Origin of the sequence: Bradyrhizobium sp. McL0616, assembly GCF_049993385.1 — a bacterium.
Classification (GTDB): domain Bacteria; phylum Pseudomonadota; class Alphaproteobacteria; order Rhizobiales; family Xanthobacteraceae; genus Bradyrhizobium.
Map to the genome: position 1 here is coordinate 1,312,056 of NZ_CP188255.1, position 24,247 is coordinate 1,336,302.

Below are 24,247 nucleotides of genomic sequence, written 5' to 3' on the forward strand. Positions count from 1 at the left end.
ATCAATCATGAGGCCGTGTCCGCCAGTGACCGCAACGCAGCGATACCCGGCAGGAAGAAGTACTCCCCGCCGCGCGTGCTCACGAAAGCCGGCAATCTCGGCAATCGACGCCGCGGCGGCTGGACACGCGGGATCGTGAAGGTCCCGCTCCCGTCATTGCCGCCAATAATCGGATCCTTGTCGTTCTCCAGTCCGGCGAAGTCGCCATCGTTGATCCAGACCTTCTGAACGAATTCGAATTGACGGGCGATGTCGGCGTTCACCAGCACCATGATGGCGCCACGCTCGGCGCCGTCATCGGCGGCCGCATCCGCAGGCAGGTGCGACCCATAGGGCAAACCCTGGCGCAGCAGCCGATGCCGATGCACGGATGCGCCATTCGGGCCCGTCAGCCCCGAGCGCGGATTGACGCGCCGCACGTGCGCCCCGACCGGGCAGCTCGTTCCTTTCAGGTCGTCGAGATATGTAAAATCATTATTCCGCGTCGGATCTCCGGCGAGCACCGGGTCGTCCTTCTCCGCTGTCAAAGCCAGCGGTGCGCCGCTTGGCCAGCGCCCCATCATCTTCGCCGCCACCAGCGCGGCGTCGGCCTGATCCTTGGCGGAGCTCCGCAGAAAATTCCGAAATGCCCAGACATGCTGGTGCAGCTTGCGCAATACGACGAAGCTGCCGTTGCCGCTGAAACTCGCCGGGGTGGGCAAGTCAGGGACTGCACCGGTCTCATCGGGCTGCCCCAGTACGAACTCACCAGCCTTCAGGGCGCGCCAACCGCCTGCGTCCGGAATGCCCGCGCCGGGCAGGGCGGGCTCCCCACTGCCCTCGATAGCAGGCTGCGTAATTCCGTCACGATAGCCAAAGTGCTCGACGGGAACGAGCCTGCCATCTGGCCCGGCCAGCAATTGCGCATCGATGGCACCCGCTGCGGTCAAGCCGTTGTCGCTCAAATCAGACAGCAATGCTGCCGAAGCGGCATCGCGATCCGCGAGCGTCATCGCACTCACTACGACGAGCGCGTGTACACTCGTGTTGAACGGTGCGTCCCACCGTGCCGGAGCGCTATCGCCGACATCGCCGAGCCGATCGGCGCGCGTAGCCATTCCCTGCTGGAATTCCTGCGGAAAACTCGACAGGCTGGCCTCCGGCAGACCTATCGCGGACAGACCTTGCCACGAGAGGGCGACGTTGAAGGCCGGCGAAGGCGATGCGTCCAGATTTGCCACGGTCGTGCATCGCCCGGCAACGCCACCGAACCATCGTCGGGCGCGAGCCGGGTCGCTCACGTTCAGCAGATGATAATGCGCGAACGGGAAGCGATACGGCCGCATCGCCATCCCCTGGATATCATTCCGATCCAGGTCGCCGGCTGCGGGCTGGGCAGCCATTCGCGTCAGCCGATCTGGTCGAGGAACGTGTCGAACTTGCCCTTCCAGTCCAGCGCCTTGTTGATGTCGGTGACGGTGGAATTCGGATAGGCGCAGTAATAGCCGGTGGTCTCGATGGCGCTTCCGAGAATGTAATCGCGCAGCTTGGGATAATCGCGCGCGCCCGGATATCCTTCACAATGGCCCCAGATCGCGTCGATTCCCTCGGGTGCCCGCTCGGCGAAATCGCGCATATAGTCTTCGACGCTGCCATCGAAATTCGTCGCAAACAACAACCGCGTGTCATTGTCGAAAATGACCCAGCGCACGATATGGATCGTCCCCAGAGAAGCGATTTTGCCGCCGTTCGCAGCCGTCAGTCCCTGAAGTGTCTTGCGTAACGCTTCGGCATGATCGGGAAGGATCTTGGTGATGGCGGTCAGCGCGCTGATCTTACCCGTGGTCAGGACAACGCCCATGGCAACTTCTCCCTGTTATCCGCGAGAGCCGTTGCGAACGGCTCATGGCGGCGTGGCTGCATATGTGACCTCAATTGCCTTGCGAATGTATCTTAGCACAATTGCAACTACAGTTGGTGATCTGCTTCACGATCCCGACGGACAATCCGAGCCTCGACGTCACCGCGCCCGCGGCGAAGCACGTACCGATCATCGAATAGTACAGCGCTGCTTCCCCACCGTCATTGCGAGCGCAGCGAAGCAATCCAGAGTCTTTCCGCTGAGGGATTCTGGATTGCTTCGCTGCGCTCGCAATGACGAAGTGTGTGGGCCCGATCGCTCTTCAAATCGGCGCATCATCTCGCGGCTACGCCGTCATTGCGAGGAGCCCTTGCGACGAAGCAATCCAGACTGCCTCCGCGGAAAGATTCTGGATTGCATCGCTGCGCTCGCAATGACGGTCTGAGGCGATCGCGTTCGCCCCACGCTCAATAATTATAGCGCACGCCGAAACTAAAACCCTGCGCCACCAGGTTCGTGGTGTTGAACACTGGAGCGGGCCGGTTCGGCCCGCCGCCGGCCGGCGGCGGCGTGAGGTTCGGATTGACGGTGGTGTCGATCAGGCCGCCTGAACGCTGCACGCCGGTCCAGTACAGCAAATCGTAGCCGACGGTCAGGCGCCAGGCGGGCGCAACCTGATAGCCCGCCTTCAGCGACAGCTCCGGCACCACGGCGAAGCGGGTCTGGTCGTAATGGCCGATATTGCTGGACAGCGCGAGGAAACCGCCCGGGGCCGTCGTGGTGACGCCGCCCACGGTCGAAATCGTCGAGCCCGAAATGTCGGCGCTGTTGAAATTGGCGCCGAGCGCGACCTTGCCGCGCCACTCCAGCGACCACGGGCCATTGCGCCAGTCGCCGGTGAGACCGAGGTCAAGACCGTGGAAGTTGCTCGCCGCCTTGAAATTGTCGGTCGGGCTGAAGGTGCCAAAGGCAGGAATGGTCGCGGTATCCGAGATCGTCAGCGTGTCGGACGATCGCAGATAGCGATAGCCAATTAGCGCGCTGACGCGCTGTCCGCTCCACATGCCGAGATCCTGGCGATAGAGCGCGCCGGCGCCGAGCAGGCGCGATGTCTCGCTTGCGCTGACATTGCCGGTGGCGAGGCCCGGAAAACCTGCGATCAGCGCGTCGGGAAATCCCGTCAGCGCGTTGGTGAAGGGCCGTGTCAGGATCGGATTCGCGTTGGTAGCGGTCGCAAATCCGGTCGAGAGGTTCTCCAGCCCGAAGAACGAAGCCTCGATGCCGCGGCTGCGCTGCGGGTCGAACCAGTAGCCGGCGGTGATGCGTCCGCCCGAGCGCCAGTCATTGTTGACGCTGGAATTGCCGAACAGCACGGTGGTGGTGGGCGCCCCGAGCACGCCGGCCACGCCCAGCGGCGTGCCGACAGGAGCCGTCGTCACCAGCGCCGGCAGCTTGTCGCCGGTCACGCTCCAGGCGAGGTACTCCGCCTCGGCCCAGAACGGATTGAAATCAACAGGTTTTGGTTGCGCCTTCACCGGCAGATCGGCCGCAAGCGCGCCGCCGGTCAGCGAGACCGCGCCAAGCGCCACGCAAACCGCTGCCGCCCCCAACCGCCGATTCATTTGCCTTCCCCAAGGTTCCACGGAATGAACCATGCGACTATTTGTTCGGCAAGGTGGAGTTGAGGCGTGGGGGACGCGAAAACGTCCGGCTGTTGCCATTGGGCACCGCCTTTAGTTTCGTGGCCCAGTTGGTGCGAAGCGAAATCCGCCGGGGTCAAGCCTGGCAATGACGAGAGGTTACCATGTTCCTGATCGGCCAATTCGACTCCCCCTTCGTCCGCCGCGTCGCGATTGCGCTCCGGCTTTACGGCCTCGCCTTCGAGCACAGACCGTGGTCCACCTTCGGCGATGCCGACAAGATCGCGCCGTATAATCCGCTGCGCCGCGTGCCGACCCTGGTGCTCGATGACGGCGAGGTGCTGATCGAGAGCACCATCATCCTCGATTATCTCGACGAGCTCGTCGGTGCAGACAAGGCGATGCTGCCGCGCAGCGGCGCCGAGCGTCGGCGGCACTTGCGCATCTGCGCGCTCGCTTCTGGTCTCGGCGACAAGGCGGTCAGCCTGCTCTACGAGCGCGTGCTGCGGAAGGAGCAGCTTGCGCTGTGGGTCGAGCGTTGCCAGGCGCAGATCGGTGACGTGCTGAGCGTGCTCGAAGCCGAGCGCGCCAAGGTCACGACGTCATACTGGCTGGGTGACCGCATCGGCCACGCCGACATCGCGGTCGCCTGTGTTGTGCGCTTCACCCGCGAAGCGCATCCGCAGCTGTTCGATGCCGCACATTACCCGGAGCTGTCGGCGCATGCCGAACGTTGCGAGGCGCTGGCGCCGTTCGCGGAGATCGTGCAGCCGCTGGCGCCGCCGAAGGGGTGAAGGGCTCACAGTGACAGCGCGGACGCCGTCCGCGTTCAGCGCGCGGGCCTAGAGCTTGTCCTTGCTGCTCTCTGCGCTCGTCTGTTCCTGAACCTCGAGCATCGTCCTCAGTGTGCCGGAGCTCAGCTTGCCGGTGGTTGATGCGATGTGCTGCTCGGCGGCGTTGAATGGTGGCGCGCCTTGCGTCGCGCGGCCGGTGCTACCGGCAAGGGTCGGCTGGGCGGGCGCGCTGCTGTCTTCGGTCTCGTCAGCTTCGTCGGCAGCGAAGATGCCTTGCGCGGATCCGACGCCGCGGCGTCGTCGGGTCTCCCTTGGCTTGGGAGGCGCAGGCGTATGGACGATCGGCGGCAGCGTATGATGGCGCGACACGGCATGGCTCCGTTGGCCTCGTCTCGCGATGGGCTGCTGATTCGCCCGCGAGCGCCACTTACAAATCCGTCATCTCGGGAGTGAAGGCGGAAGCGCGAGCCCGGAATGATGGCGATGGGCGAGGCGGTGAGGACCAAGCGGGCGCGGCTGGCGATCATGCATTGATACAGGTGTTTTGCCCGACGGAGCAAGCCGTTTCGGCAAGACCGAAATTACTCAAACGTTTCAACCCCATTTCTACTGTGTATGGGGTTGTTTTTCGCTTTTTGCGTTGGAGGAGCCCGCTTCCCCTGCCGTCGCCGGGACGACAGCGAGCGCCTACCCCGCGCCCGCGCGTTTCTTCTGCCAAACAAGATGCACCGCGCAGGTGCAGCCCTGCGGATGCGAGGCGAGGTCCTTTGAGGTCTCGTCGTTTGCCGGCGTCGCCGCAAAAGCCTTGTCGGCCTCTTCTCGCGACGGGATGTAGTTCAGCACCGGCGCGAGCCAGCGCTCGGTCTCGGCCACCGTCATGCCCTTGCGCGCGGCGTAGTCTTCGACCTGGTCGCGCTCGATCTTGCCGACGCCGAAATAGTAGCTCGCGGGGTTCGCAAAATAGAGCCCGGACACGGATGAGCCCGGCCACATCGCAAAGCTCTCGGTCAGTTGCACGCCGGCGGTGGCTTCCGCATCGAGCAGCTCGAACAGCGTCGCCTTCTCGGTGTGATCGGGCTGCGCGGGATAGCCGGGCGCGGGGCGGATGCCCTGGTATTTCTCCAGGATCAGGTCATCGGGGGAGAGCGCCTCGTCCGGCGCATAGGCCCAGAACTCGCGGCGCACGCGGGCATGCATGCGCTCGGCGAAGGCTTCGGCCAAGCGGTCGGCCAGCGCCTTGCACAGGATCGAGGAGTAGTCGTCATTGGCCATCTTGAACCGGTCGGCAATCACATCCTCGCCGATTCCCGCGGTGACGACGAAGCTGCCGATATAGTCGGGTACGCCCGTGTCCACCGGCGCGATGAAGTCGGACAGCGCAGCGTTGAAACGGCCCTCCCGCTTCTCGAGCTGCTGGCGCAGCGTGTGCAGCGTCGCGATGCTTTTGGTGCGGCTCTCGTCGGCGTAGAGCACGATATCGTCGCCTTGCGCATTCGCCGGCCAGAAGCCGACGGTCGCGCGCGCCCGGAACCATTTTTCCTTGACGATCAGGTCGAGCATTTTTCGCGCGTCATCATAGAGCGAGCGCGCGACTTCGCCGACCTTGGCATCGTTGAGAATGGCGGGGAAACGGCCAGCGAGCTCCCACGTCTGGAAGAACGGCGTCCAGTCGATATAGGGCACGAGCTCGGCGAGGTCGTATGCGTCAAAGCTCCGGATGCCGAGGAAGGTCGGCTTCACCGGCTTGTTCGCGGCAAAGTCGACCGGCACGCGGTTCTTGCGCGCTACATCCAGCTTCAACCGCTTCTTGTCGGCCTGGGCGCGGAAATGTGCGTCGGAGATCTTTGCGTATTCGGCGCGCACATCAGCAGCGTAAGCCTCGCGCTTCTCGGGGCTCAGCAGCGAGGAGGCGACGCCGACGGCGCGGCTGGCGTCGTTGACATGCACCACGGGGCCGGCGCGATAGCTCGGGTCGATCTTCACGGCGGTATGCACGCGGCTCGTCGTTGCGCCGCCGATCAAGAGCGGCAGCTTCAAGCCTTCGCGCTGCAATTCGCCGGCGAAGAACGCCATCTCGTCGAGCGAGGGCGTGATCAGGCCGGAGAGACCAACGATGTCGGCCTTCTCCGCCTTCACGGTCTCGACGATCTTCGAAGCAGGCACCATGACGCCGAGATCGATCACCTCGTAATTGTTGCACTGGAGCACGATGCCGACGATGTTCTTGCCGATGTCGTGGACGTCGCCCTTGACGGTCGCAAGCACGATCTTGCCGGCCGACGAATTCTTGCCGGTCTCGATGCCGTTCGCGGCGTTGCGCGCCTTCTCCTCCTCCATGAACGGCATCAACCAGGCCACCGCCTGCTTCATCACGCGCGCGGATTTCACCACCTGCGGCAGGAACATCTTGCCGTCGCCGAAGAGATCGCCGACCACGTTCATGCCGGCCATCAGCGGGCCCTCGATCACGTCGAGCGGCCGCGACGATTCCTTGCGAGCTTCTTCCGTATCGGTTTCGATGAATTCGGTGATGCCGTGCACGAGCGCGTGGGACAGCCGCTTCGCCACCGGCCATTCGCGCCAGGCAAGATCGGCTTCCTTGGTCTGGGTCTTGTTGCCGCGGAATTTCTCGGCGAGTGCGAGCAGGCGCTCGGATGCGCCGGGATCGCGGTTGAGGATGACGTCCTCGCAGACCTGGCGTAGCTCCGGATCGATGTCGTCATAGACGATCATCTGCCCGGCGTTGACGATGCCCATGTCCATGCCGGCCTTGATGGCGTGATACAGGAACACCGAGTGCATCGCCTCGCGCACCGGCTCGTTGCCGCGGAACGAGAACGACAGGTTGGACACACCACCAGAAATGTGCGCGCCCGGCAGGTTCTTGCGGATCCAGCGCGTCGCCTCGATGAAGTCGACGCCGTAATTGTTGTGCTCCTCGATGCCGGTCGCGATCGCAAAGATGTTGGGATCGAAGATGATGTCTTCTGGCGGGAAGCCGACGCGGTTCACCAGGATATCGTAGGCGCGCTTGCAGATCTCGGTCTTGCGCTTGAAGGTGTCGGCCTGGCCGACTTCGTCGAACGCCATCACCACCACAGCCGCGCCGTGGCGCCGCGCGATGTTGGCCTCGTGGATAAACTTCTCCTCGCCTTCCTTCATCGAGATCGAATTGACGACCGGCTTGCCCTGCACGCATTTCAGGCCGGCCTCGATCACCGAGAATTTCGAGGAGTCCACCATCACCGGGACGCGGGCGATGTCGGGCTCGGCGGCGACGAGGTTGAGGAAGGTCACCATCGCGGCTTCGGAGTCGAGCAAGCCCTCGTCCATGTTGACGTCGATGATCTGCGCGCCGTTCTCGACCTGGTCGCGGGCGACCTGCAGTGCCGCCGTGTAGTCGCCGGCGGTGATCAGCTTGCGGAAGCGGGCAGAGCCGGTGACATTGGTGCGCTCGCCGACATTCACGAAGGGGATGGCGTCCGTCAGAATAAAGGGTTCGAGGCCGGAGAGCCTTAAGCGCGGCTCGATCTCCGGCACGATGCGCGGCTTGTGCGGAGCGACGGCGGTGGCGATCGCGGCAATATGGTCCGGCGTGGTGCCGCAGCAGCCGCCGACGATGTTGACGAGGCCGGACGCAGCGAACTCGCCGACCAGCCGCGCCATGTATTCCGGCGTCTCGTCATACTGGCCGAACTCGTTGGGCAGGCCGGCATTGGGATAAGCACAGACGAGAGTATCGGCGACGCGGCCGATATCGGCGATATGCGCACGCAGGTCTTCGGCACCGAGCGCGCAGTTGAAGCCGATGGTCACGGGCTTGGCGTGCTGCACCGAATGCCAAAACGCTTCGGGCAACTGTCCTGACAGCAGGCGGCCGGACTTGTCGGTGATGGTGCCCGACACCATCACGGGCATATCGATGCCGCGGGCTTCCGTGATCTCGGCGATCGCATAGAGCGCCGCCTTGGCGTTCAGGGTGTCGAAAATGGTCTCGACCAGGAGAATGTCGACGCCGCCGTCGATCAGGCCGCGGATCTGCTCGCCGTAGGACTTACGCAAATCGTCGAACGTGACGGCGCGGTAGCCGGGGTTGGCGACGTCGGGCGAGATCGAGGCGGTGCGGTTGGTAGGTCCAAGGGCGCCGGCGACGAAGCGCGGCTTTCCATCTTCAGCCTCGACACGCCGCGCGGCATTGCCGGCGAGGCGAGCGCCTTCGCGCGCCATCTCGTAGACGATGTCGGTGAGATCGTAGTCGGCCTGTGCGATCGAGGTCGTGGAGAAGGTGTTGGTCGCGACGATGTCGGCACCGGCGCGCAAGTACGCAGCGTGGATGTCCTCGATCGCCTGCGGCTGGGTCAGGATCAACAGATCGTTGTTGCCGCGGAGGTCGCGGTGGAAATTCTTGAAGCGCTCGCCGCGGAAGGCGGCTTCGTCGAACTGGAGGTTCTGGATCATCGTGCCCATGGCGCCGTCGAGCACGAGGATGCGTTCGCGCGCGGCGTTGAGCAGGGCAGTTCGCTTGGGCGAAACGGGTACTGTCATGTTGTCTTACGCAGCCTTCTGGACGGTCTTGGCGCGAATGCCGAGCAAATGGCTGATCGCGAACACGAGATCGGCGCGGTTCATGGTGTAGAAATGGAAAGTGTCGACGCCGCGCTTCGCCAGCTTCTGCACCTGGCCAGCGGCGACGGTGGCCGCCACCAGCTTGCGGGTCTCCGCATCGTCATCGAGGCCCTCGAACTTTTCGGCGAGCCAGTCCGGCACGCTGGTGCCGGCGCGGGTGACGAAATTGCGGGCCTGCTTGAAATTGTGCATGGGCATGATGCCCGGTACGATCGGGATGTTGATCCCCCGCGCACGCACGCGGTCGAGATAGCGGAAATAGAGGTCGTTATCGAAGAACACCTGGGTGATCGCGCGCGCAGCGCCCGCATCGACCTTGGCCTTCAGCGTGTCGATATCGGCGTCGAAGTCGCGGGCTTCGGGATGCTTCTCGGGGTAGGCCGAGACCGACACCTCGATGTCGCCATGCCGCTTCTTGATCCCGGCGACGAGCTCGGCGGAGCTCTGATAGCCGTCGGGATGGCTGGAATAGGGCGTGCCGATGCCGCCGGGCGGATCGCCGCGCAGGCCGACGATATGGCGGACGCCGACCTCGTGATAGCGGTCGACGATCTCGTCGATCTCGCCGCGCGAAGCGCCAACGCAGGTCAGATGCGCGGCCGGCAGCAGCGCGGTCTCCTTGAGGATGCGCGAGATGGTCGAATGGGTGCGCTCACGGGTCGAGCCGCCGGCGCCATAGGTCACCGAGACGAATTTCGGGTCGAGCGGGGCTAGGCGATTGATTGTGTCCCAGAGATTCCGCTCCATATCTTCGGTCTTGGGCGGAAAGAACTCGAAGGAGATCGCAGGCCGCTTCGAAGCGAGGTGCCCGTCTTGACCATCGGCTTGGGCAGGATTCGTCGGATCGGTCATGGCACCACTTACTCCAGTCTCAGGCGGCCGGCGGGTCGAGCGCGAGAGACGCTAAGATAGGGCAAAGGGGTTTCCTCGACAGCCCATCGATAGTGGGAAGTGGCCCACTTACCGGATTAATATGCCAAATATTGCGCCGCAGTCGGGTTGGGTGGGAATGTCCGAAAATTATAAATAAGTAAATAAAATCAATGTATCGATGAATTTCTGCGATCGATTAATTCGTTTTTCGTTGGTGGGCAATGTGAATCTCCTGGCGACGGACTAGGTGCCTATCCCAACGTCATGCCTCGACCGGGTGGACCGGTTCGCGGCCCGCACACGTCAGATCTGCGCACTCTGCCCATTGCTGCCGCGCGGCCCTTCACTACGTTAGCGCGCCATGATCCCGCTCTCAGTCCTCGACCTCTCCGTCGTCACCACAGGCACAAAGCCCGCCGCGTCGCTGCGCAACAGCATCGATCTGGCGCGCCATGTCGATGGGCTCGGCTATGTCCGCTACTGGCTCGCCGAACATCACAATCTCGCCTCCGTCGCGAGCCCGGCGCCTGACGTGATGATCGGGCAGATCGCGGCGGTGACGAAGCACATCCGCGTCGGCTCAGGCGGCGTGATGCTGCCCAACCACGCGCCGCTGGTGGTGGCCGAGCGCTTCAAGATGCTGGAGGCGCTGTTTCCCGGCCGCATCGATCTCGGCCTCGGCCGTGCGCCGGGTACCGACGGCGCCACGGCCTACGCGCTGCGCAGCCGGCTCGACCGCCGCGAGGGCGATGATTTCCTGGAGCGGCTGCACGAACTGATCCTGTGGCAGACCCGCGAATTCCCCTCGGGACATCCGTACCACAACGTCGTCGCGATGCCCGACGACACGCCACTGCCGCCGATCTGGCTGCTCGGCTCCAGCGACTACTCGTCGGAATTGGCCGCCCAGGTCGGCATGGGCTTCGCCTTCGCCCATCATTTCGCGTCCCACGACGCGATCGACGCGATGGTGCATTACCGTAACCGTTTCCAGCCGTCGGCGTGGAGCGCGAGCCCGCAGGCGATCCTGGCGGTCGCCGCTATCGCGGCGGACACCGACGAGGAGGCCGAGAGGCTCGCGAGTTCTTTCGATCTCAACCGCCTGCGCCGCGACCGCGGCCAGTATCTTCCGCTGCCGAGCGTCGAGGAGGCGCTCGCGTATCCCTATACGGACTCCGAGCGCACCTCGATTGCCCGCAACCGATCGCGCCTGTTCGTCGGCAATCCGGCGACGGTGCAGAAAAAACTTCAGCCGCTGATCGATGCCAGCAAGCCGGACGAGTTGATGGTGATCACGGCGGTGTACGACCACGACGCGCGGAAGAAGTCGTATTCGCTGCTGGGGGATGCGTTCGGGCTGGCGAAGCAGGCGGCGTAAGCCGCTACTCCATCGTCGCGCGGAAAGGATGCCCCGGATACACGCCGACGATGCGGAATTCGCGCGAGAAGAATTTCAGCTCCTCGATCGCGAACGCGAGGCCCTTGTCGTCTGGATGGCCGTCGACATCGGCATAAAACTGCGTGGCGAAGAAATTGCCGTCGACCATGTAGCTCTCGAGCTTGGTCATGTTGACGCCGTTGGTGGCAAAGCCGCCCAGCGCCTTGTAGAGCGCTGCCGGAAGGTTGCGCACCCGGAAGACAAAAGTGGTGACCAGCGCGCTCGAGCCTTGCGCGGCCCATTTCGGCTCGCGCGCCAGCACCACGAAGCGCGTCGTGTTGTGCGCCTCGTCCTCGATGTCCTCGGCCAGGATGTCGAGGCCGTAGATTTTTGCGGCCAGCCGCGAAGCGATCGCTGCGACCGTCTTGTCATTGCGCTCGGAAATGTCGCGGGCGCTGCCGGCGGTGTCGGCGTGCACGATGCCCTTGATGCCGAGCTTGCGGATGATGCGCCGGCACTGGCCGAGCGCATGCACATGGCTCTCGACGCTCTTGATGTCGGACAGCTTCGTCCCCTTCACGGCCATCAGCTGGTGCCGGACCGGCAGAAACCATTCGCCGATGATGAAGAGGCCGGAGGCCGGCAGTAGATGATGAATGTCGGCGACGCGGCCGGCGACCGAATTCTCGATCGGGATCATGCCGAGATCGGCTTCTCCCGACGAAATCGCCGACAGCGCGTCCTCGAAGGTGGCGCAGGGCAACGGCTCGGCGTCGGGATAGGCCTCGACGATGGCGATGTGGGAATTGGCTCCGGGCTCGCCCTGGAATGCGATTTTCAGCTTGCTCATGCTCGGCCTTGTAACAGCGGCTCAGGATTTGGAAAGGATGCTGCGGGCGGTTTCGAGGTCGGGCGGAGTGTCGACGCCGCGCGGCACGCTGTCGACGATCATGATGTCGATCCGCATGCCGTCCTCCACGGCCCGCAGCTGCTCCAGACTCTCCTGACGTTCCAGGGGCGACGGCGGCAGGGACACGAACCGCTCCAGCGCGGCGCGGCGGTAGGCGTAGACGCCGATATGGTGGTAGCGCGGTCCGTCGCCATAAGGTGCGGTGGCGCGGGTGAAATAGAGCGCCCGCAGCCGTCTGGGGCCGATGCGGGTGCCGACGGCCTTGACGACGCTGGGAGCGAGGTCCTCCTCATCGGTGTGGATCTGCGAGGCCAGCGTCACGATGTCGACCGCGGGATCGGCGAAGGGGGGAAGCACCTCGCGGAGGCTCTCGGGCGCAATCGTCGGGAAATCGCCCTGGAGATTGACGACGATCTCGGCCTTGCCGTCCGGATCGAGCTTCAGCATGGCTTCATGGATGCGGTCGGAGCCGGAGGGGTGCTCGGGGCAGGTCATCACTGCCTCGCCGCCATGGGCGGTTACGACCGCGGCGATTTCCACTGTGTCGGTTGCGACTGCGACCCGGCCGATGCCGGCGGCCTCGGCGCGGCGCATCACATGCACGATCATCGGCAGGCCGGCGATATCGGCAAGCGGCTTGCCGGGCAGGCGGGTGGCGGCCATGCGGGCCGGGATCAACACCAGGATGCGAGGATTGGTCATCGGTTCAAGGGCCTGGAAACGGGATGTTTTCCGCGTCGAGAAATGGAATGGGGATGGGGCGAAAGCCGGGTCGCTTATACGGGTTGCCAGACCCCGGGCAAACCGATATCTCAATGGCAAAACTCGGGGAAACAATAAGGAACGATTGATTCTCCTGAGGCTCGTCTGGCGGCCGTTGGGGCCGTTCGATCCTTCTCGCGGTGTGGGGCCTGGCCGGAAATGGACTCCTTCGAACTCAATAAGATCCTCGGTGCCGTTCTCGGCACCTGTCTCATTCTACTGGTGACGAGCTTCACCGCTCAGGCGCTGTTTTCGCCGAAATTTCCGGAAAAGCCGGGCTTCGAGATCGCCGTGAAGGAAGTGGCCGGCGACAAGGGCGGCGCTGCCGCTGCTGCGCCCTCCGAGCCGATCGAAAAGCTGCTCCAGACCGCCTCCGTCGAGAAGGGCGCGGCCGCCGCCAAGAAGTGCGGCGCCTGCCACACCTTCGAAAAGGGCGGCCCGAATCGTGTTGGCCCGAACCTCTTTGGCGTCGTGGGCGACCATGTCGGCGAAGGCCGCGGCGGCTTCAACTTCTCGGCCGGCATGAAGAGCAAGGGCGGCACCTGGGACTTCGAGGCGCTCAACAAGTTCATTTCCAATCCCAAGGCGGCTGTCCCGGGTACTGCGATGGGCTTTGCCGGCATCCCGAAGGACAGCGAGCGCGCCGACGTGATCGCCTACCTGAACAGCCTCTCCGACAGCCCGAAGCCGCTGCCGACCGCAGCCAAGTAACGCTTCTCGGCCATCGATCTTGGAATGCGCGGCCAGGCTGAAAAGCCTGGCCGTTTCCGTATCTAGGCCTCGCGGCCTTGTTATCGGGGCGTTTGGCCGCAGCGAACCGCCCGGCGGGACTTCCAACATGAGGAAAAAGCAACATATTCGGTCGAAACCTCGCCTATATTGAGCCCTTAAAGGGGTAACCTCCTTCAAGACTGGGATGTTGATTTGGCCATTACCCGACGCGATCTTCTGCTCACCGGCGCCGCTGTCGCTGCGCTCCCCGCCCTCGGTTCCGCAGCGGGCGTCTCCTTCATCGGCGCGGCCGAGGCGCAATCCACGGGTGAACTGCCCTGGCGGCATGCTTTGTCGCTGTTCGGCGACGTCAAATATCCCGCTGATTTCAGGCGCTTCGACTACGTCAATCCGGACGCGCCAAAGGGTGGCTCGGCCCGCCTGATCTCGATCGGGACCTTCGACAATTTCAACATCGCGGTTGCCGGCATCAAGGGTTCGCTCGCGCCTGCCTCGGCGCTGATCTACGAAACGCTGATGACCCGCGCCCAGGACGAGGTCGCCACCGAATACGGCGAGCTTGCAGAATCCGCGCAGCACCCGGACGATTTTTCCTGGGTGACCTACCGCCTGCGCAAGGAAGCGCACTGGCACGACGGCAAGCCGGTGACGCCGGAGGACGTGATCTTCTCGCTGGAGACGCTGAAGAAGCAGTCACCGATGTACGCGTCCTACTACCGTCACGTGACCAAGGCCGAAAAGAGCGGCGAGCGCGACGTCAAGTTCACCTTCGACGCGCCGGGAAATCGCGAATTGCCGACCATCGTCGGCGAACTCACGGTGCTGCCGAAGCATTGGTGGGAAGGCACCGATGCACAGGGGCGCAAGCGCGACGTCGGCGCGACCACGCTGGAGCCGCCGCTCGGCTCGGGTGCCTACAAGATCAAGGAGTTCGTCGCCGGACGCTCAATCAAGCTCGAGCGGGTGAAGGATTATTGGGGCGCCAATGTTCCGAGCCAGATCGGTACCAACAATTTCGACGAGCTGCGCTTCGAGTTCTTCCGCGACAACCTCGTCGCACTGGAGGCGTTCAAGGCCGACCAGGCCGACTGGATCGCGGAAAACTCCGCAAAGCAGTGGGCGACGGCCTATGACTTCCCTGCGGTCGCCGACAAGCGAGTGCTCAAGGAAGAGTTTCCGATCAACGATTCCGGCCGCATGCAGGCGTTCGTCTTCAACATCCGCCGCGACCAGTTCAAGGACGCCCGGCTTCGCCGCGCCTTCAACTACGCCTTCGACTTCGAGGAGATGAACAAGCAGCTGTTCTACGGCCAGTACAAGCGCATCAACAGCTATTTCGAGGGATCGGAGCTCGCCTCGTCCGGATTGCCTGAGGGGCTGGAGCTACAGATTCTTCAGACCATGAAGGACAAGGTGCCGGCCGAGGTCTTCACCTCGGCCTACCAGAATCCGGTTGGTGGCAATCCGGAAGCCGTGCGCGCCAACTTACGCGAAGCGGCGAAGCTCCTGAAGGACGCCGGTTTCGAGGTGCGTGACCACAAGCTGGTAGATAGCACCGGCAAGCCGCTGACGGTCGAGATCCTGGTGCAGGATCCGTCGTCCGAGCGCATCGCGCTGTTCTACAAGCCGTCGCTGGAGCGCATCGGCGTCAGCGCCTCGATCCGCGTTGTCGACGACGCACAATACCAGAACCGGCTGCGCAGCTTCGACTTCGACGTGATCATCGATCAATGGGGCGAGTCACTCTCGCCCGGCAACGAGCAGCGCGAGTACTGGGGCTCGCAGGCCGCCGACATGCCCGGTGCGCGCAATACCATCGGCATCAAGAATCCCGCGGTCGATGCGCTGATCGAGAAGGTGATCTACGCCAAGGACCGCGGCGAGCTGGTCGCCGCGACCCACGCGCTCGATCGTGTGCTGCTGTGGAATTTCTATCTCGTTCCGCAATTCACCTACGGCTTCTCGCGCTACGCCCGCTGGGACCGCTTCAGCCATGCCGAACCGCTGCCGAAATACGGCCGGTCCGGCCTACCGACGCTGTGGTGGTACGACACTGAGAAGGCGGCGCGCATCGGAAAACGCTCTTGAGGAAGCATTTGCGCATGGCGCAGCTTTCACGCCGGCATGTGCTGAGCCTCGGTATCGGCGGTGCGATCAGCGCAGCTTGGGTCCGCGGCGTGGGTGCCTCGGAGATGCCCACCGAGATCCACGGCATGTCGGCCTTCGGCGATCTCAAATATCCAGCCGACTTCCGCCAGTTCGACTATGTCAATGTCGAAGCGCCGAAGGGTGGCGCATTCTCGCTGATTCCGTCGGTCAAGGCGTATAACCAGTCCTACCAGACCTTCAACTCGCTCAATGCCTTCATCCTCAAAGGGGATGGCGCGCACGGCATGGACATGACCTTTGCGCCGCTGATGGTGCGAGCAAATGACGAGCCGGACGCTATGTACGGGCTCGCTGCCAGGTCCGTAAATATATCGCCTGACAAACTGGTTTATCGCTTCAAGATGCGGCCCGAAGCGAAATTCCATGACGGCACGAAGCTCACCGCGCACGACGCGGCGTTTTCGCTGACGGCGCTGAAGACGAAGGGCCATCCACTGATCATCGTACAGATGCGCGACATGGTCAGCGCGGAAGCTGTCGACGACGCAACACTCGTCGTCACTTTTGCCAAGGGGCGGGCGCGCGACGTGCCGCTCTATGTCGCCAGTCTGCCGATCTTCTCGAAAGCGTACTATGCCTCTCGCCCGTTCGACGAAACCTCTCTGGAGGTCCCGTTGGGCTCGGGTCCGTACAAGGTCGGGAAGTTCGAGGTCAACCGTTACATCGAATATGAACGCGTCGAGGACTGGTGGGCCGCCGATCTGCCGGTTTGCCGGGGCAGCTACAATTTCGACGTCGTGCGCTATGAGTTCTATCGCGATCGCGATGTCGCCTTCGAAGGCTTCACTGGCAAGAACTATCTCTATCGCGAGGAGTTCACCTCGCGCATCTGGGCGACGCGCTATGATTTTCCTGCTGTGAAGGACGGTCGCGTCAAGATGGAGGTCGTGCCCGACGACACGCCGTCCGGCGCACAAGGCTGGTTCATCAACACGCGACGCGACAAGTTCAGGGATCCTCGGGTGCGCGAGGCCTTGATCAATGCCTTCGACTTCGAGTGGACCAACAAGACCATCATGTACGGTGCTTACGCCCGTACGGTGTCGCCGTTCCAGAACTCGGACCTCATGGCGGGCGACGAGCCTCCGTCGCCGGAAGAGCTGAAGCTGCTGGAGCCATTCCGGGCGCAGGTTCCCGACGACGTGTTCGCGGCACCGTTTGCGCCTCCGGTATCTGACGGCTCCGGGCAAGACCGCAGCCTGTTGCGCAAGGCCCAGCAACTGCTGAGCGAGGCTGGCTTGCCTATCAAGGACGGCAAGCGGACGCTGCCGAACGGCGACGTCTTCAAGATCGAGTTCCTGTTGGACGAACCCTCCTTCCAGCCGCACCATGGGCCCTACATCAAGAACCTCGGGACGCTCGGTATCGAGGCGAGCGTGCGCATCGTCGATGCCGTGCAACACAAGGCGCGCCAGGAAGATTTCGATTTTGACATGACGATCCAGCGCTTCAGCATGTCGGCGACGCCGGGCGATGCGATGCGCGCATTCTTTTCTTCGCAGGTCGCGGCAACCAAGGGCTCATACAATCTCGCGGGTGTCGCCAGTCCGGCCATCGACGCCATGATCGAGAAGATCATGGCGGCCGACAGCCGCGAAGAATTGACCATCGCCTGCCGCGCCTTCGACCGCCTTTTTCGCGCCGGCCGCTATTGGGTGCCGCAATGGTACAACAAGACGCACCGACTGGCTTACTGGGATCAATTCGGTCATCCGCAGAAGCTGCCGCGTTATGCCAACGGCGTCGGCGCTCCCGACATTTGGTGGCATGATGGTGCCAAGGCGGCCAAGCTCGAGCAGGCGAAGTAATCATGAGCGCCTATCTCGCCCGTCGTGTCCTCCTGATGATCCCGACTTTGCTCGGGATCCTCTTCGTGTCCTTCGTTGTCGTGCAATTCGCGCCCGGTGGGCCGGTCGAGCGCGTGATCGCGCAGCTCTCCGGTGCGGACACCGGCGGCAGCTCGCGCATTTCGGGCGGCGGTGATTTCGCGCAGCGTGCGCCGGGACAGTTGGGAGCCGGCGGCGACGCCATCAACTCGAAATATCGCGGCGCGCAGGGGCTCGACCCCGATTTCATCAAGAAGCTGGAGGTGCAATTCGGCTTCGACAAGCCGGCGCCGGAACGCTTCGCGCTGATGGTCTGGAACTTCGCCCGCTTCGATTTCGGCAAGAGTTATTTCCGCGATGTCAGCGTGATACAGCTGATCAAGGAGAAACTGCCGGTCTCGATCTCGCTTGGTATCTGGCTGACGCTGATCACCTACCTGATCTCGATCCCGCTCGGCATCCGCAAGGCGGTCAAGGACGGCACGCGCTTCGATACCTGGACGTCGGCGATTATTATTGTCGGCTTCGCGATTCCAGGCTTCCTGTTCGCGATTCTCCTGATCATCCTGTTCGCTGGCGGCTCCTTCTTCAATCTGTTCCCGTTGCGCGGGCTGACCTCGGACGGTTGGTCGCAATTCCCCTGGTACTGGAAGATCATCGACTATTTCTGGCACCTGACTCTGCCGCTGATCTCGATGGGACTGAGCGCGTTCGCGACCATGACGCTACTCACCAAGAACTCGTTCCTTGACGAGATTCGCAAGCAATATGTCATGACCGCGCGGGCCAAGGGCTGTAGCGAGAACCAGGTGCTCTATGGCCACATCTTCCGCAACGCGATGCTGATCGTGATCGCCGGCTTCCCCGGCGCCTTCATCCACGCCTTCTTCTCGGGCTCGCTTCTGATCGAGACCATCTTCTCGCTGGACGGGCTCGGGCTGCTCAGTTTCGAGAGCGTGCTCAACCGCGATTATCCAGTCGTGTTCGGCACGCTCTACATCTTTTCGCTCGTTGGCCTCGTGGTTAATCTGATCTCCGATCTGACCTATATGTGGATCGATCCGCGGATCGACTTTGAAGCGCGGGAGGTCTGATGACGCTGACCGCCCCGACCCCGATCGAGACCACCACAGGCACACCGCTCGGCGAGGCCGTGCCGATCACGCGCAAGCCGTTCGCGCCGTCGCCGCTCAACAGGCGGCGCTGGGAGAATTTCAAGGCGAACCGGCGCGGCTACTGGTCGTTCTGGATCTTCTTGGTCCTGTTCGTGGTGTCGCTGTTCGCCGAGCTGATCGCCAACGATCGGCCGTTCCTGATCAAATATGACGGCCATCTCTACTGGCCGGCCTTCGTCACCTATTCGGAGACGACTTTTGGCGGCGACTTCGAGACCGCCGCCGACTATCGCGATCCCTATTTGCAGAAGCTCATCAAGGACAAGGGCGGCAGCATCGTCTGGCCCCTGATCCGCTACTCCTACGACACCCATAATCTCGATTTGCCGACGCCCGCGCCGTCCCCGCCGACCTGGATGCTGACGGAGGCGCAGTGCAAGCCGGTGGTCGAGAAAAAGGGGCTGAAGAGCTGCCGCGACCTCGAATACAACTGGCTCGGCACCGACGATCAGGGCCGCGACGTGGTGGCGCGGCTGATCTACGGTTTCCGTATCTCGGTGTTGTTCGGCCTCTGCCTCACGATTTTTTCCTCGATCGTCGGCGTCGCCGCCGGCGGCATCCAGGGCTACTTCGGCGGCTGGGTCGACCTGTTGTTCCAGCGTTTCATCGAGATCTGGACTGCCATCCCGTCGCTCTATCTGCTGCTGATCCTGTCGTCAGTGCTCGTGCCCGGCTTCTTCGTGCTTCTCGGCATCCTGCTCCTGTTTTCCTGGGTATCGCTGGTGGGACTCGTGCGCGCGGAATTTTTGCGCGGACGCAATTTCGAGTACATCCAGGCGGCGCGGGCGCTTGGCGTGTCGAATGCCGTGATCATGTTCAAGCATTTGCTGCCGAACGCGATGGTCGCGACGATGACGTTCCTGCCATTCATTGTCTCCTCGTCGGTCATGACGCTCACGGCCCTCGACTTCCTCGGCTTTGGGCTGCCGCCCGGCTCGCCGTCGCTCGGCGAGTTACTGTCTCAGGGCAAGTCCAACGTCCAGGCACCTTGGCTCGGTTTCTCCGGCTTCTTCTCGGTCGCGATCATGCTGTCGCTTCTGATCTTCATCGGCGAAGCCGTGCGCGACGCCTTCGATCCGCGCAAGACGTTCAAGTGAGGGCGTGATGGACGCGATCAACCAGCCCCTGCTTGCCGTCCGCGACCTCTCGGTGGCCTTCCACCAGGGCGGCGCCACCACGCTTGCGGTCGACAAGGTGTCGTTCCAGATCAAGCGCGGCGAGTGCGTGGCGCTGGTCGGCGAATCCGGATCCGGCAAGTCGGTCAGTGCGCTCTCGATCCTGAAACTTCTGCCGTATCCGAATGCCTCGCACCCTTCGGGCAGCATCCGCTTCAAGGGACAGGAGCTGATCGATCGGTCCGAGCAACAGATGCGTGAGGTTCGCGGCAGCGACATCTCCATCATCTTCCAGGAGCCGATGACCTCGCTCAATCCGCTGCACACGATCGAGGCGCAGATCGGCGAGATCATCCAGCTGCACAATCCGACCAGCAATGCGCGGGCACGTGAGCGGACGCTGGAATTGCTGACGCAGGTCGGTATTCCCGAGCCGGAGACGCGGCTGAGGAGCTATCCGCACCAGCTCTCCGGCGGCCAGCGCCAGCGCGTGATGATCGCAATGGCGCTTGCCAATGAGCCTGATCTGCTGATCGCGGACGAGCCGACCACGGCGCTCGACGTCACCGTGCAGGCGCAGATCCTGACGCTGCTGGCTGAAATCCGTGCCCGGCTCGGCATGAGCCTGCTCTTCATCACCCACGATCTCGGCATCGTGCGCCGCATCGCCGACACCGTTTGTGTGATGAAGGGCGGCGTGATTGTCGAGCAGGGGCCGGTCGAGCAGGTCTTCACCGGTCCGAAGCATCCTTATACGCGCGACCTGCTCGCCGCGGAGCCGAAGCCGGATCCGGCGCCGCCGCAGCCGAACGCGCCGGTCGTGATGTCCGCCGATGATCTGAAAGTGTGGTTTCCGATCAAGCGCGGACTGATGCGTAAGACGGTCGGTCACATCAAGGCGGTTGACGGCGTCAGCGTTGCCGTGCGCAAGGGCGAGACGCTCGGCGTTGTCGGCGAATCCGGCTCGGGCAAGACCACGCTCGGGCTGGCGCTGATGCGGCTGATCTCCTCGAACGGGCGCATTGTGTTTCTGGGGAAAGACATCCAGGGCCTGCGTTTCAAGGAGATGCGCCCCTTCCGGCGCGACATGCAGATCGTGTTCCAGGATCCATTCGGTTCGCTCAGTCCGCGCATGTCGGTCGCCGACATCGTCGGCGAAGGCCTCTCCGTGCATCAACCAAAACTGTCGCGCGAGGAGCGCGAGGCGCGCGTCGTCAAGGCGCTCGAGGATGTCGGGCTGAAGCCGGATATCCGCTACCGCTATCCGCATGAGTTCTCCGGCGGCCAGCGCCAGCGCATCAGCATTGCGCGCGCGGTGGTGCTGGAGCCGGATTTCGTGGTGCTGGACGAGCCCACCAGCGCGCTCGACATGCTCATCCAGGCGCAGATGGTCGACCTGCTGCGTGAATTGCAGCGCAGGCGCGACCTCACCTACATGTTCATCTCGCACGATCTGCGCGTCGTCGCCTCGCTTGCAAGCCATCTGATCGTGATGCGCGGTGGTAAGGTGGTCGAGGAAGGGCAGGCGGCCGAGCTGTTCAAGAATCCGAAGACGGATTATACGCGCGCGCTGTTTGCGGCCGCGTTCCGGCTGGAGACGGCGGGAAATGGGTCGGTCGCGACGTAGCCTCGGTCAGAGCCGCTTGATCGCGACGACCTCGCTGCCCGCCCGCTTGATCCGCGCAATCGCCGGCTCGATCGGCTCGATCACCGTCGCCATGTGATGCGCATTGGCGTGAACCATGGTGCCGCTGTCGCGGACGATGGCGACGTGGCCCTTCCAGAAGATCAAATCGCCGCGCTGCAGAATGCTCCGTTCATGCGGCTCCAGCGCGCGGCCGAGGCCCGCCTGCTGCATGTCGCTGTCGCGCGGGCAGCCGATGCCCGCGGCGGTCAGCGAGACCTGCACCAGGCCCGAACAATCGATGCCGAGGCTGCTCTTGCCGCCCCAGAGATAGGGCGTGCCGACGAAGCGCTCGGCGACCGCGGCGAAGTCCGGCTCGCGATGATCGAGCGCTGCGAGATGCGCCTTGGGCAGATATTTTCCATCGCGCGTTACGGCGAAGGTGCCATCCTCGCGCGCCGCTGCGAGCTTCGATCCCAGCACGAGCGTATCGGTCGGCGGCAGCTTGATCGAGGGGCCGGGGAAGGCAAATGTTCGGAGCGCGCTCACCTTGTGCGTCGGCGCAGCCGCCGGCTTCATGAGCGCGGCATCAGGCAGCCAGCCGACATAGCCGTCGCCGGCAAGCTGGCCCCAGACCCAGCCTTGGCCGTTGCGGTCGTAGACCGTGACGCGCTCGCCGCGCAGCGCTTCCGTCATCAGCATCGCATTCGACGACGGCTGCTCGCGCACGGCCGCGATCGCCTCAACCACCTCGAACTCCTCGCCGGCGACGAAGCGGTCCGCCTTCACCTTGCCTTCGAGATATTTCGCGGCGAGGTCGCCCCGCGCCGGCGTCAGCCGCGGATCATGCATAGCGCTCGCTCAGCAATGTGTAGATGGCGCGTGCGGCCTGACACTCGCCGCCTTCGGGGCGCGCCGGCCTTGCCGATGGCGTCCAGCCGTAGATGTCGACATGCAGCCAGCTCTTCGCCTGCTCGACGAAGCGTTGCAGGAACAGCGCGCAAATGATCGAGCCGGCAAAGCCGCCCGAAGGGGCGTTGGTGATGGTGGCTGTCTTGGAGTCCAGCCACGCATCGTAAGCGGGCCACAGCGGCATGCGCCACAACGGATCGTTCTCCTTCACTGCGCAGCGCGCGATGTCTCCCGCAAGCGTCTCATCATTGGTGTAAAAGGGCGGTAAATCCGGCCCGAGCGCGACGCGCGCGGCACCCGTCAGCGTGCCGAGGTCGATCAGCAGGTCCGGCTTCTCCTCGTCGGCCAGCGCCAACGCGTCGGCGAGTACGAGCCGGCCTTCCGCGTCGGTATTGCCGATCTCGACCGTGATGCCCTTGCGCGAGGTGAAGATGTCGAGCGGGCGGAAAGCGTTGCTGGAGACGGCGTTCTCCACCGCCGGAATCAGCACGCGCAGCCGGACCTTCAGCTTGGCGTCCATCACCATGCGTGCCAGCGCCAGCACATTGGCGGCGCCGCCCATGTCCTTCTTCATGATCAGCATGCCGCTCGACGGCTTCAGATCGAGCCCGCCGGTGTCGAAGCAGACGCCTTTACCGACCAGCGTCACCTTGGGATGAGCAGGATTACCCCAGACGATGTCGATCAGCCGCGGCGCGCGATCCGAAGCCATGCCGACCGCATGGATCAGCGGAAAACTCGTCTTCAGGTCCTCGCCGATCGTGCAGGCAAAGCTGGCACCGAACTCGGTCGCGAGCGCCTGCGCGGCTGCGGCCAGTTCCGCCGGGCCCATGTCGTTGGACGGCGTGTTGATGAGGTCGCGCGCCAGCATCGCAGCATCCGCGATGCGGCTGATCTCGACGGCGTCGACGCCATCCGGCGGCACCAGCCGGACGTCGGGGCTATCAGCCTTGCGGTAACGGGCGAAGCGGTAGCATCCCAGAGCAAAAGCGAGCGTGGCCAGCCGCGCATCGTGCGGTGCATTGGCAAAGCGATAGGTGCCCGCCGGCAGCAGGCCGGGCAGGGCGCCCGGCCGGAACAGGTCGCGCATTCTGATGCCGTCGTCCTCGAGGCCGAACAGGACCTGCGCGATGGCTCCGTCGGGCGTGGGCAGCGCGAGATAGCCGCCCGGCTTGGCGGCAAAGGCGCTCGCAATGGCGAATTGGCGTTGCGCCGGCGGCAGCGTTTCGCGCACCGCATCCCAGCTCGACTTGGTGACGAAAGTGATCGGGGTGGCGGTCGAGGACGTCTCGAAGACGGAAGGCATTGGCGGGTCCGGGTCATTCGGTTGGAGAAGACTTCGCAGAGTTTTGCCATAGCTGCAATCGGCTTTGCCGTCACCGTTCAGCGAGCCGCTACTCGCGGATCAGGAGCCATGCTAGGTTCCGGACAACGGTCCGCCAGATGCGCAGAGAACGCCGGTGACCGTAGACGAAGCGTGCCGGGAGGAATGCAATGGAATTTGTGTGGAGTGTGGTCACATTCATTGGCCAGGCCATCGAGGCTGTCTTTGGCTATGTCGAGCATCACCACTGGGTCTTCGCATTCCTTGCCGGCGGCTACGTGTTCTATCTCCACGACCGTTCGGTCCACGCGCGGTTCGATGCGCTCGACAAGCGCATTGACGAAATCCGCAAGCGTCTCGCCATCGAATATTGATCGGTCTCGCGAAACCGGGTTTGGGCTGCCCTCGTAGCTCCGTTGAGAACTGCCGTTCACGAGAGTGCTGCCGCAGGGCTTTACTAGCGCTGCGGGTGTGGCATTATTACAGAATATTTTAGATTGTGCCGTGCGTCTCTGCATGTACCGAGCGCAGGCACGCGCGTGCATCC

At 63.6% G+C, this 24,247-nt stretch carries 19 protein-coding genes; 9 read left to right on the forward strand and 10 right to left on the reverse strand.

Features of this window, described 5'->3' with window-relative positions:
* Positions 1-5: 5 nt before the first annotated feature.
* The 3 genes from ACPPVR_RS06325 to ACPPVR_RS06335 form a co-directional block, all read right to left on the reverse strand.
* Positions 6-1,382, reverse strand: coding sequence for a Dyp-type peroxidase (locus ACPPVR_RS06325; RefSeq protein WP_426613388.1), 1,377 nt, complete (start codon positions 1,380-1,382; stop codon positions 6-8).
* A 5-nt stretch (positions 1,383-1,387) separates the two neighbouring features.
* On the reverse strand, positions 1,388-1,840 hold the full coding sequence (locus tag ACPPVR_RS06330) for a hypothetical protein (protein WP_426613389.1): 453 nt from the start codon (positions 1,838-1,840) through the stop codon (positions 1,388-1,390).
* 467 nt (positions 1,841-2,307) lie between these two features.
* The gene (locus tag ACPPVR_RS06335) at positions 2,308-3,462 is read right to left on the reverse strand and encodes a BBP7 family outer membrane beta-barrel protein (protein WP_426613390.1); all 1,155 of its coding nucleotides are present in this window, start codon (positions 3,460-3,462) and stop codon (positions 2,308-2,310) included.
* A 182-nt stretch (positions 3,463-3,644) separates the two neighbouring features.
* Between ACPPVR_RS06335 and ACPPVR_RS06340 the strand changes: the two genes are divergently transcribed.
* Positions 3,645-4,274 carry a glutathione S-transferase family protein gene (locus ACPPVR_RS06340; protein WP_426613391.1) on the forward strand — a complete coding sequence of 210 codons (630 nt, stop codon included), beginning with the start codon at positions 3,645-3,647 and terminating at the stop codon, positions 4,272-4,274.
* 48 nt (positions 4,275-4,322) lie between these two features.
* On the opposite strand, the gene ACPPVR_RS06345 is transcribed toward ACPPVR_RS06340, so the two are convergent.
* The 3 genes from ACPPVR_RS06345 to metF form a co-directional block, all read right to left on the reverse strand.
* Positions 4,323-4,643 carry a hypothetical protein gene (locus ACPPVR_RS06345; RefSeq protein ID WP_426613392.1) on the reverse strand — a complete coding sequence of 107 codons (321 nt, stop codon included), beginning with the start codon at positions 4,641-4,643 and terminating at the stop codon, positions 4,323-4,325.
* 318 nt (positions 4,644-4,961) lie between these two features.
* Positions 4,962-8,819: a methionine synthase gene (gene metH, locus ACPPVR_RS06350; RefSeq protein ID WP_426613393.1), complete on the reverse strand. Its 3,858-nt coding sequence runs from the start codon at positions 8,817-8,819 to the stop codon at positions 4,962-4,964.
* A gap of 6 nt (positions 8,820-8,825) precedes the next feature.
* Complete coding sequence (gene metF, locus ACPPVR_RS06355) at positions 8,826-9,752, reverse strand: methylenetetrahydrofolate reductase [NAD(P)H] (RefSeq protein ID WP_426613394.1); 927 nt, start codon at positions 9,750-9,752, stop codon at positions 8,826-8,828.
* 382 nt (positions 9,753-10,134) lie between these two features.
* On the opposite strand from metF, the gene ACPPVR_RS06360 reads away from it, so the two are divergent.
* Positions 10,135-11,151, forward strand: coding sequence for an LLM class flavin-dependent oxidoreductase (locus tag ACPPVR_RS06360; RefSeq protein ID WP_426613395.1), 1,017 nt, complete (start codon positions 10,135-10,137; stop codon positions 11,149-11,151).
* 4 nt (positions 11,152-11,155) lie between these two features.
* Here ACPPVR_RS06360 and ACPPVR_RS06365 read toward each other — a convergent pair whose 3' ends face one another.
* Entirely contained in the window at positions 11,156-12,001 is an 846-nt protein-coding gene (locus ACPPVR_RS06365) for a prephenate dehydratase (RefSeq protein WP_426613396.1), read from the reverse strand.
* 21 nt (positions 12,002-12,022) lie between these two features.
* Positions 12,023-12,763, reverse strand: coding sequence for a 3-deoxy-manno-octulosonate cytidylyltransferase (locus ACPPVR_RS06370; protein ID WP_426613397.1), 741 nt, complete (start codon positions 12,761-12,763; stop codon positions 12,023-12,025).
* A gap of 219 nt (positions 12,764-12,982) precedes the next feature.
* Here ACPPVR_RS06370 and ACPPVR_RS06375 point away from each other — a divergent pair, with 219 nt between their 5' ends.
* From ACPPVR_RS06375 to ACPPVR_RS06400, 6 genes are all read left to right on the forward strand, one after another.
* Positions 12,983-13,534 carry a c-type cytochrome gene (locus tag ACPPVR_RS06375; protein WP_426613398.1) on the forward strand — a complete coding sequence of 184 codons (552 nt, stop codon included), beginning with the start codon at positions 12,983-12,985 and terminating at the stop codon, positions 13,532-13,534.
* Between the two features lie 213 nt (positions 13,535-13,747).
* Positions 13,748-15,643, forward strand: a complete 1,896-nt coding sequence (locus tag ACPPVR_RS06380; RefSeq protein WP_426613399.1) for an ABC transporter substrate-binding protein — start codon at positions 13,748-13,750, stop codon at positions 15,641-15,643.
* Positions 15,644-15,657: 14 nt separating this feature from the next.
* On the forward strand, positions 15,658-17,532 hold the full coding sequence (locus ACPPVR_RS06385; protein ID WP_426613400.1) for an extracellular solute-binding protein: 1,875 nt from the start codon (positions 15,658-15,660) through the stop codon (positions 17,530-17,532).
* Between the two features lie 2 nt (positions 17,533-17,534).
* Positions 17,535-18,644: a microcin C ABC transporter permease YejB gene (locus ACPPVR_RS06390; protein ID WP_426613401.1), complete on the forward strand. Its 1,110-nt coding sequence runs from the start codon at positions 17,535-17,537 to the stop codon at positions 18,642-18,644.
* Positions 18,644-19,822: an ABC transporter permease gene (locus ACPPVR_RS06395; protein ID WP_426613402.1), complete on the forward strand. Its 1,179-nt coding sequence runs from the start codon at positions 18,644-18,646 to the stop codon at positions 19,820-19,822. The genes ACPPVR_RS06390 and ACPPVR_RS06395 overlap by 1 nt, the downstream gene beginning before the upstream one ends.
* Positions 19,823-19,829: 7 nt before the next feature.
* Positions 19,830-21,467, forward strand: coding sequence for an ABC transporter ATP-binding protein (locus tag ACPPVR_RS06400; protein ID WP_426613403.1), 1,638 nt, complete (start codon positions 19,830-19,832; stop codon positions 21,465-21,467).
* Positions 21,468-21,473: 6 nt separating this feature from the next.
* On the opposite strand, the gene ACPPVR_RS06405 is transcribed toward ACPPVR_RS06400, so the two are convergent.
* Complete coding sequence (locus ACPPVR_RS06405; protein WP_426613404.1) at positions 21,474-22,316, reverse strand: C40 family peptidase; 843 nt, start codon at positions 22,314-22,316, stop codon at positions 21,474-21,476.
* Positions 22,309-23,682: a leucyl aminopeptidase family protein gene (locus tag ACPPVR_RS06410; RefSeq protein ID WP_426613405.1), complete on the reverse strand. Its 1,374-nt coding sequence runs from the start codon at positions 23,680-23,682 to the stop codon at positions 22,309-22,311. Before ACPPVR_RS06410 ends, ACPPVR_RS06405 begins: the two co-directional genes overlap by 8 nt.
* 188 nt (positions 23,683-23,870) lie before the next feature.
* Here ACPPVR_RS06410 and ACPPVR_RS06415 point away from each other — a divergent pair, with 188 nt between their 5' ends.
* A complete protein-coding gene (locus tag ACPPVR_RS06415; protein WP_045002497.1) occupies positions 23,871-24,074 on the forward strand; it encodes a hypothetical protein in 204 nt (67 codons plus the stop codon).
* The last annotated feature ends 173 nt before the right edge of the window (positions 24,075-24,247 follow it).

What these genes read in the sequence shown, in the direction of transcription:
- ACPPVR_RS06325 (WP_426613388.1), bottom strand. Translation starts at nt 1,382, where the DNA reads ATGGCTGCCCAGCCCGCAGCCGGCGACCTGGATCGGAATGATATCCAG.
- ACPPVR_RS06330 (WP_426613389.1), bottom strand. Translation starts at nt 1,840, where the DNA reads ATGGGCGTTGTCCTGACCACGGGTAAGATCAGCGCGCTGACCGCCATC.
- ACPPVR_RS06335 (WP_426613390.1), bottom strand. Translation starts at nt 3,462, where the DNA reads ATGAATCGGCGGTTGGGGGCGGCAGCGGTTTGCGTGGCGCTTGGCGCG.
- ACPPVR_RS06340 (WP_426613391.1), top strand. Translation starts at nt 3,645, where the DNA reads ATGTTCCTGATCGGCCAATTCGACTCCCCCTTCGTCCGCCGCGTCGCG.
- metH (WP_426613393.1), bottom strand. Translation starts at nt 8,819, where the DNA reads ATGACAGTACCCGTTTCGCCCAAGCGAACTGCCCTGCTCAACGCCGCG.
- metF (WP_426613394.1), bottom strand. Translation starts at nt 9,752, where the DNA reads ATGACCGATCCGACGAATCCTGCCCAAGCCGATGGTCAAGACGGGCAC.
- ACPPVR_RS06360 (WP_426613395.1), top strand. Translation starts at nt 10,135, where the DNA reads ATGATCCCGCTCTCAGTCCTCGACCTCTCCGTCGTCACCACAGGCACA.
- ACPPVR_RS06365 (WP_426613396.1), bottom strand. Translation starts at nt 12,001, where the DNA reads ATGAGCAAGCTGAAAATCGCATTCCAGGGCGAGCCCGGAGCCAATTCC.
- ACPPVR_RS06370 (WP_426613397.1), bottom strand. Translation starts at nt 12,763, where the DNA reads ATGACCAATCCTCGCATCCTGGTGTTGATCCCGGCCCGCATGGCCGCC.
- ACPPVR_RS06375 (WP_426613398.1), top strand. Translation starts at nt 12,983, where the DNA reads ATGGACTCCTTCGAACTCAATAAGATCCTCGGTGCCGTTCTCGGCACC.
- ACPPVR_RS06385 (WP_426613400.1), top strand. Translation starts at nt 15,658, where the DNA reads ATGGCGCAGCTTTCACGCCGGCATGTGCTGAGCCTCGGTATCGGCGGT.
- ACPPVR_RS06390 (WP_426613401.1), top strand. Translation starts at nt 17,535, where the DNA reads ATGAGCGCCTATCTCGCCCGTCGTGTCCTCCTGATGATCCCGACTTTG.
- ACPPVR_RS06395 (WP_426613402.1), top strand. Translation starts at nt 18,644, where the DNA reads ATGACGCTGACCGCCCCGACCCCGATCGAGACCACCACAGGCACACCG.
- ACPPVR_RS06400 (WP_426613403.1), top strand. Translation starts at nt 19,830, where the DNA reads ATGGACGCGATCAACCAGCCCCTGCTTGCCGTCCGCGACCTCTCGGTG.
- ACPPVR_RS06405 (WP_426613404.1), bottom strand. Translation starts at nt 22,316, where the DNA reads ATGCATGATCCGCGGCTGACGCCGGCGCGGGGCGACCTCGCCGCGAAA.
- ACPPVR_RS06410 (WP_426613405.1), bottom strand. Translation starts at nt 23,682, where the DNA reads ATGCCTTCCGTCTTCGAGACGTCCTCGACCGCCACCCCGATCACTTTC.
- ACPPVR_RS06415 (WP_045002497.1), top strand. Translation starts at nt 23,871, where the DNA reads ATGGAATTTGTGTGGAGTGTGGTCACATTCATTGGCCAGGCCATCGAG.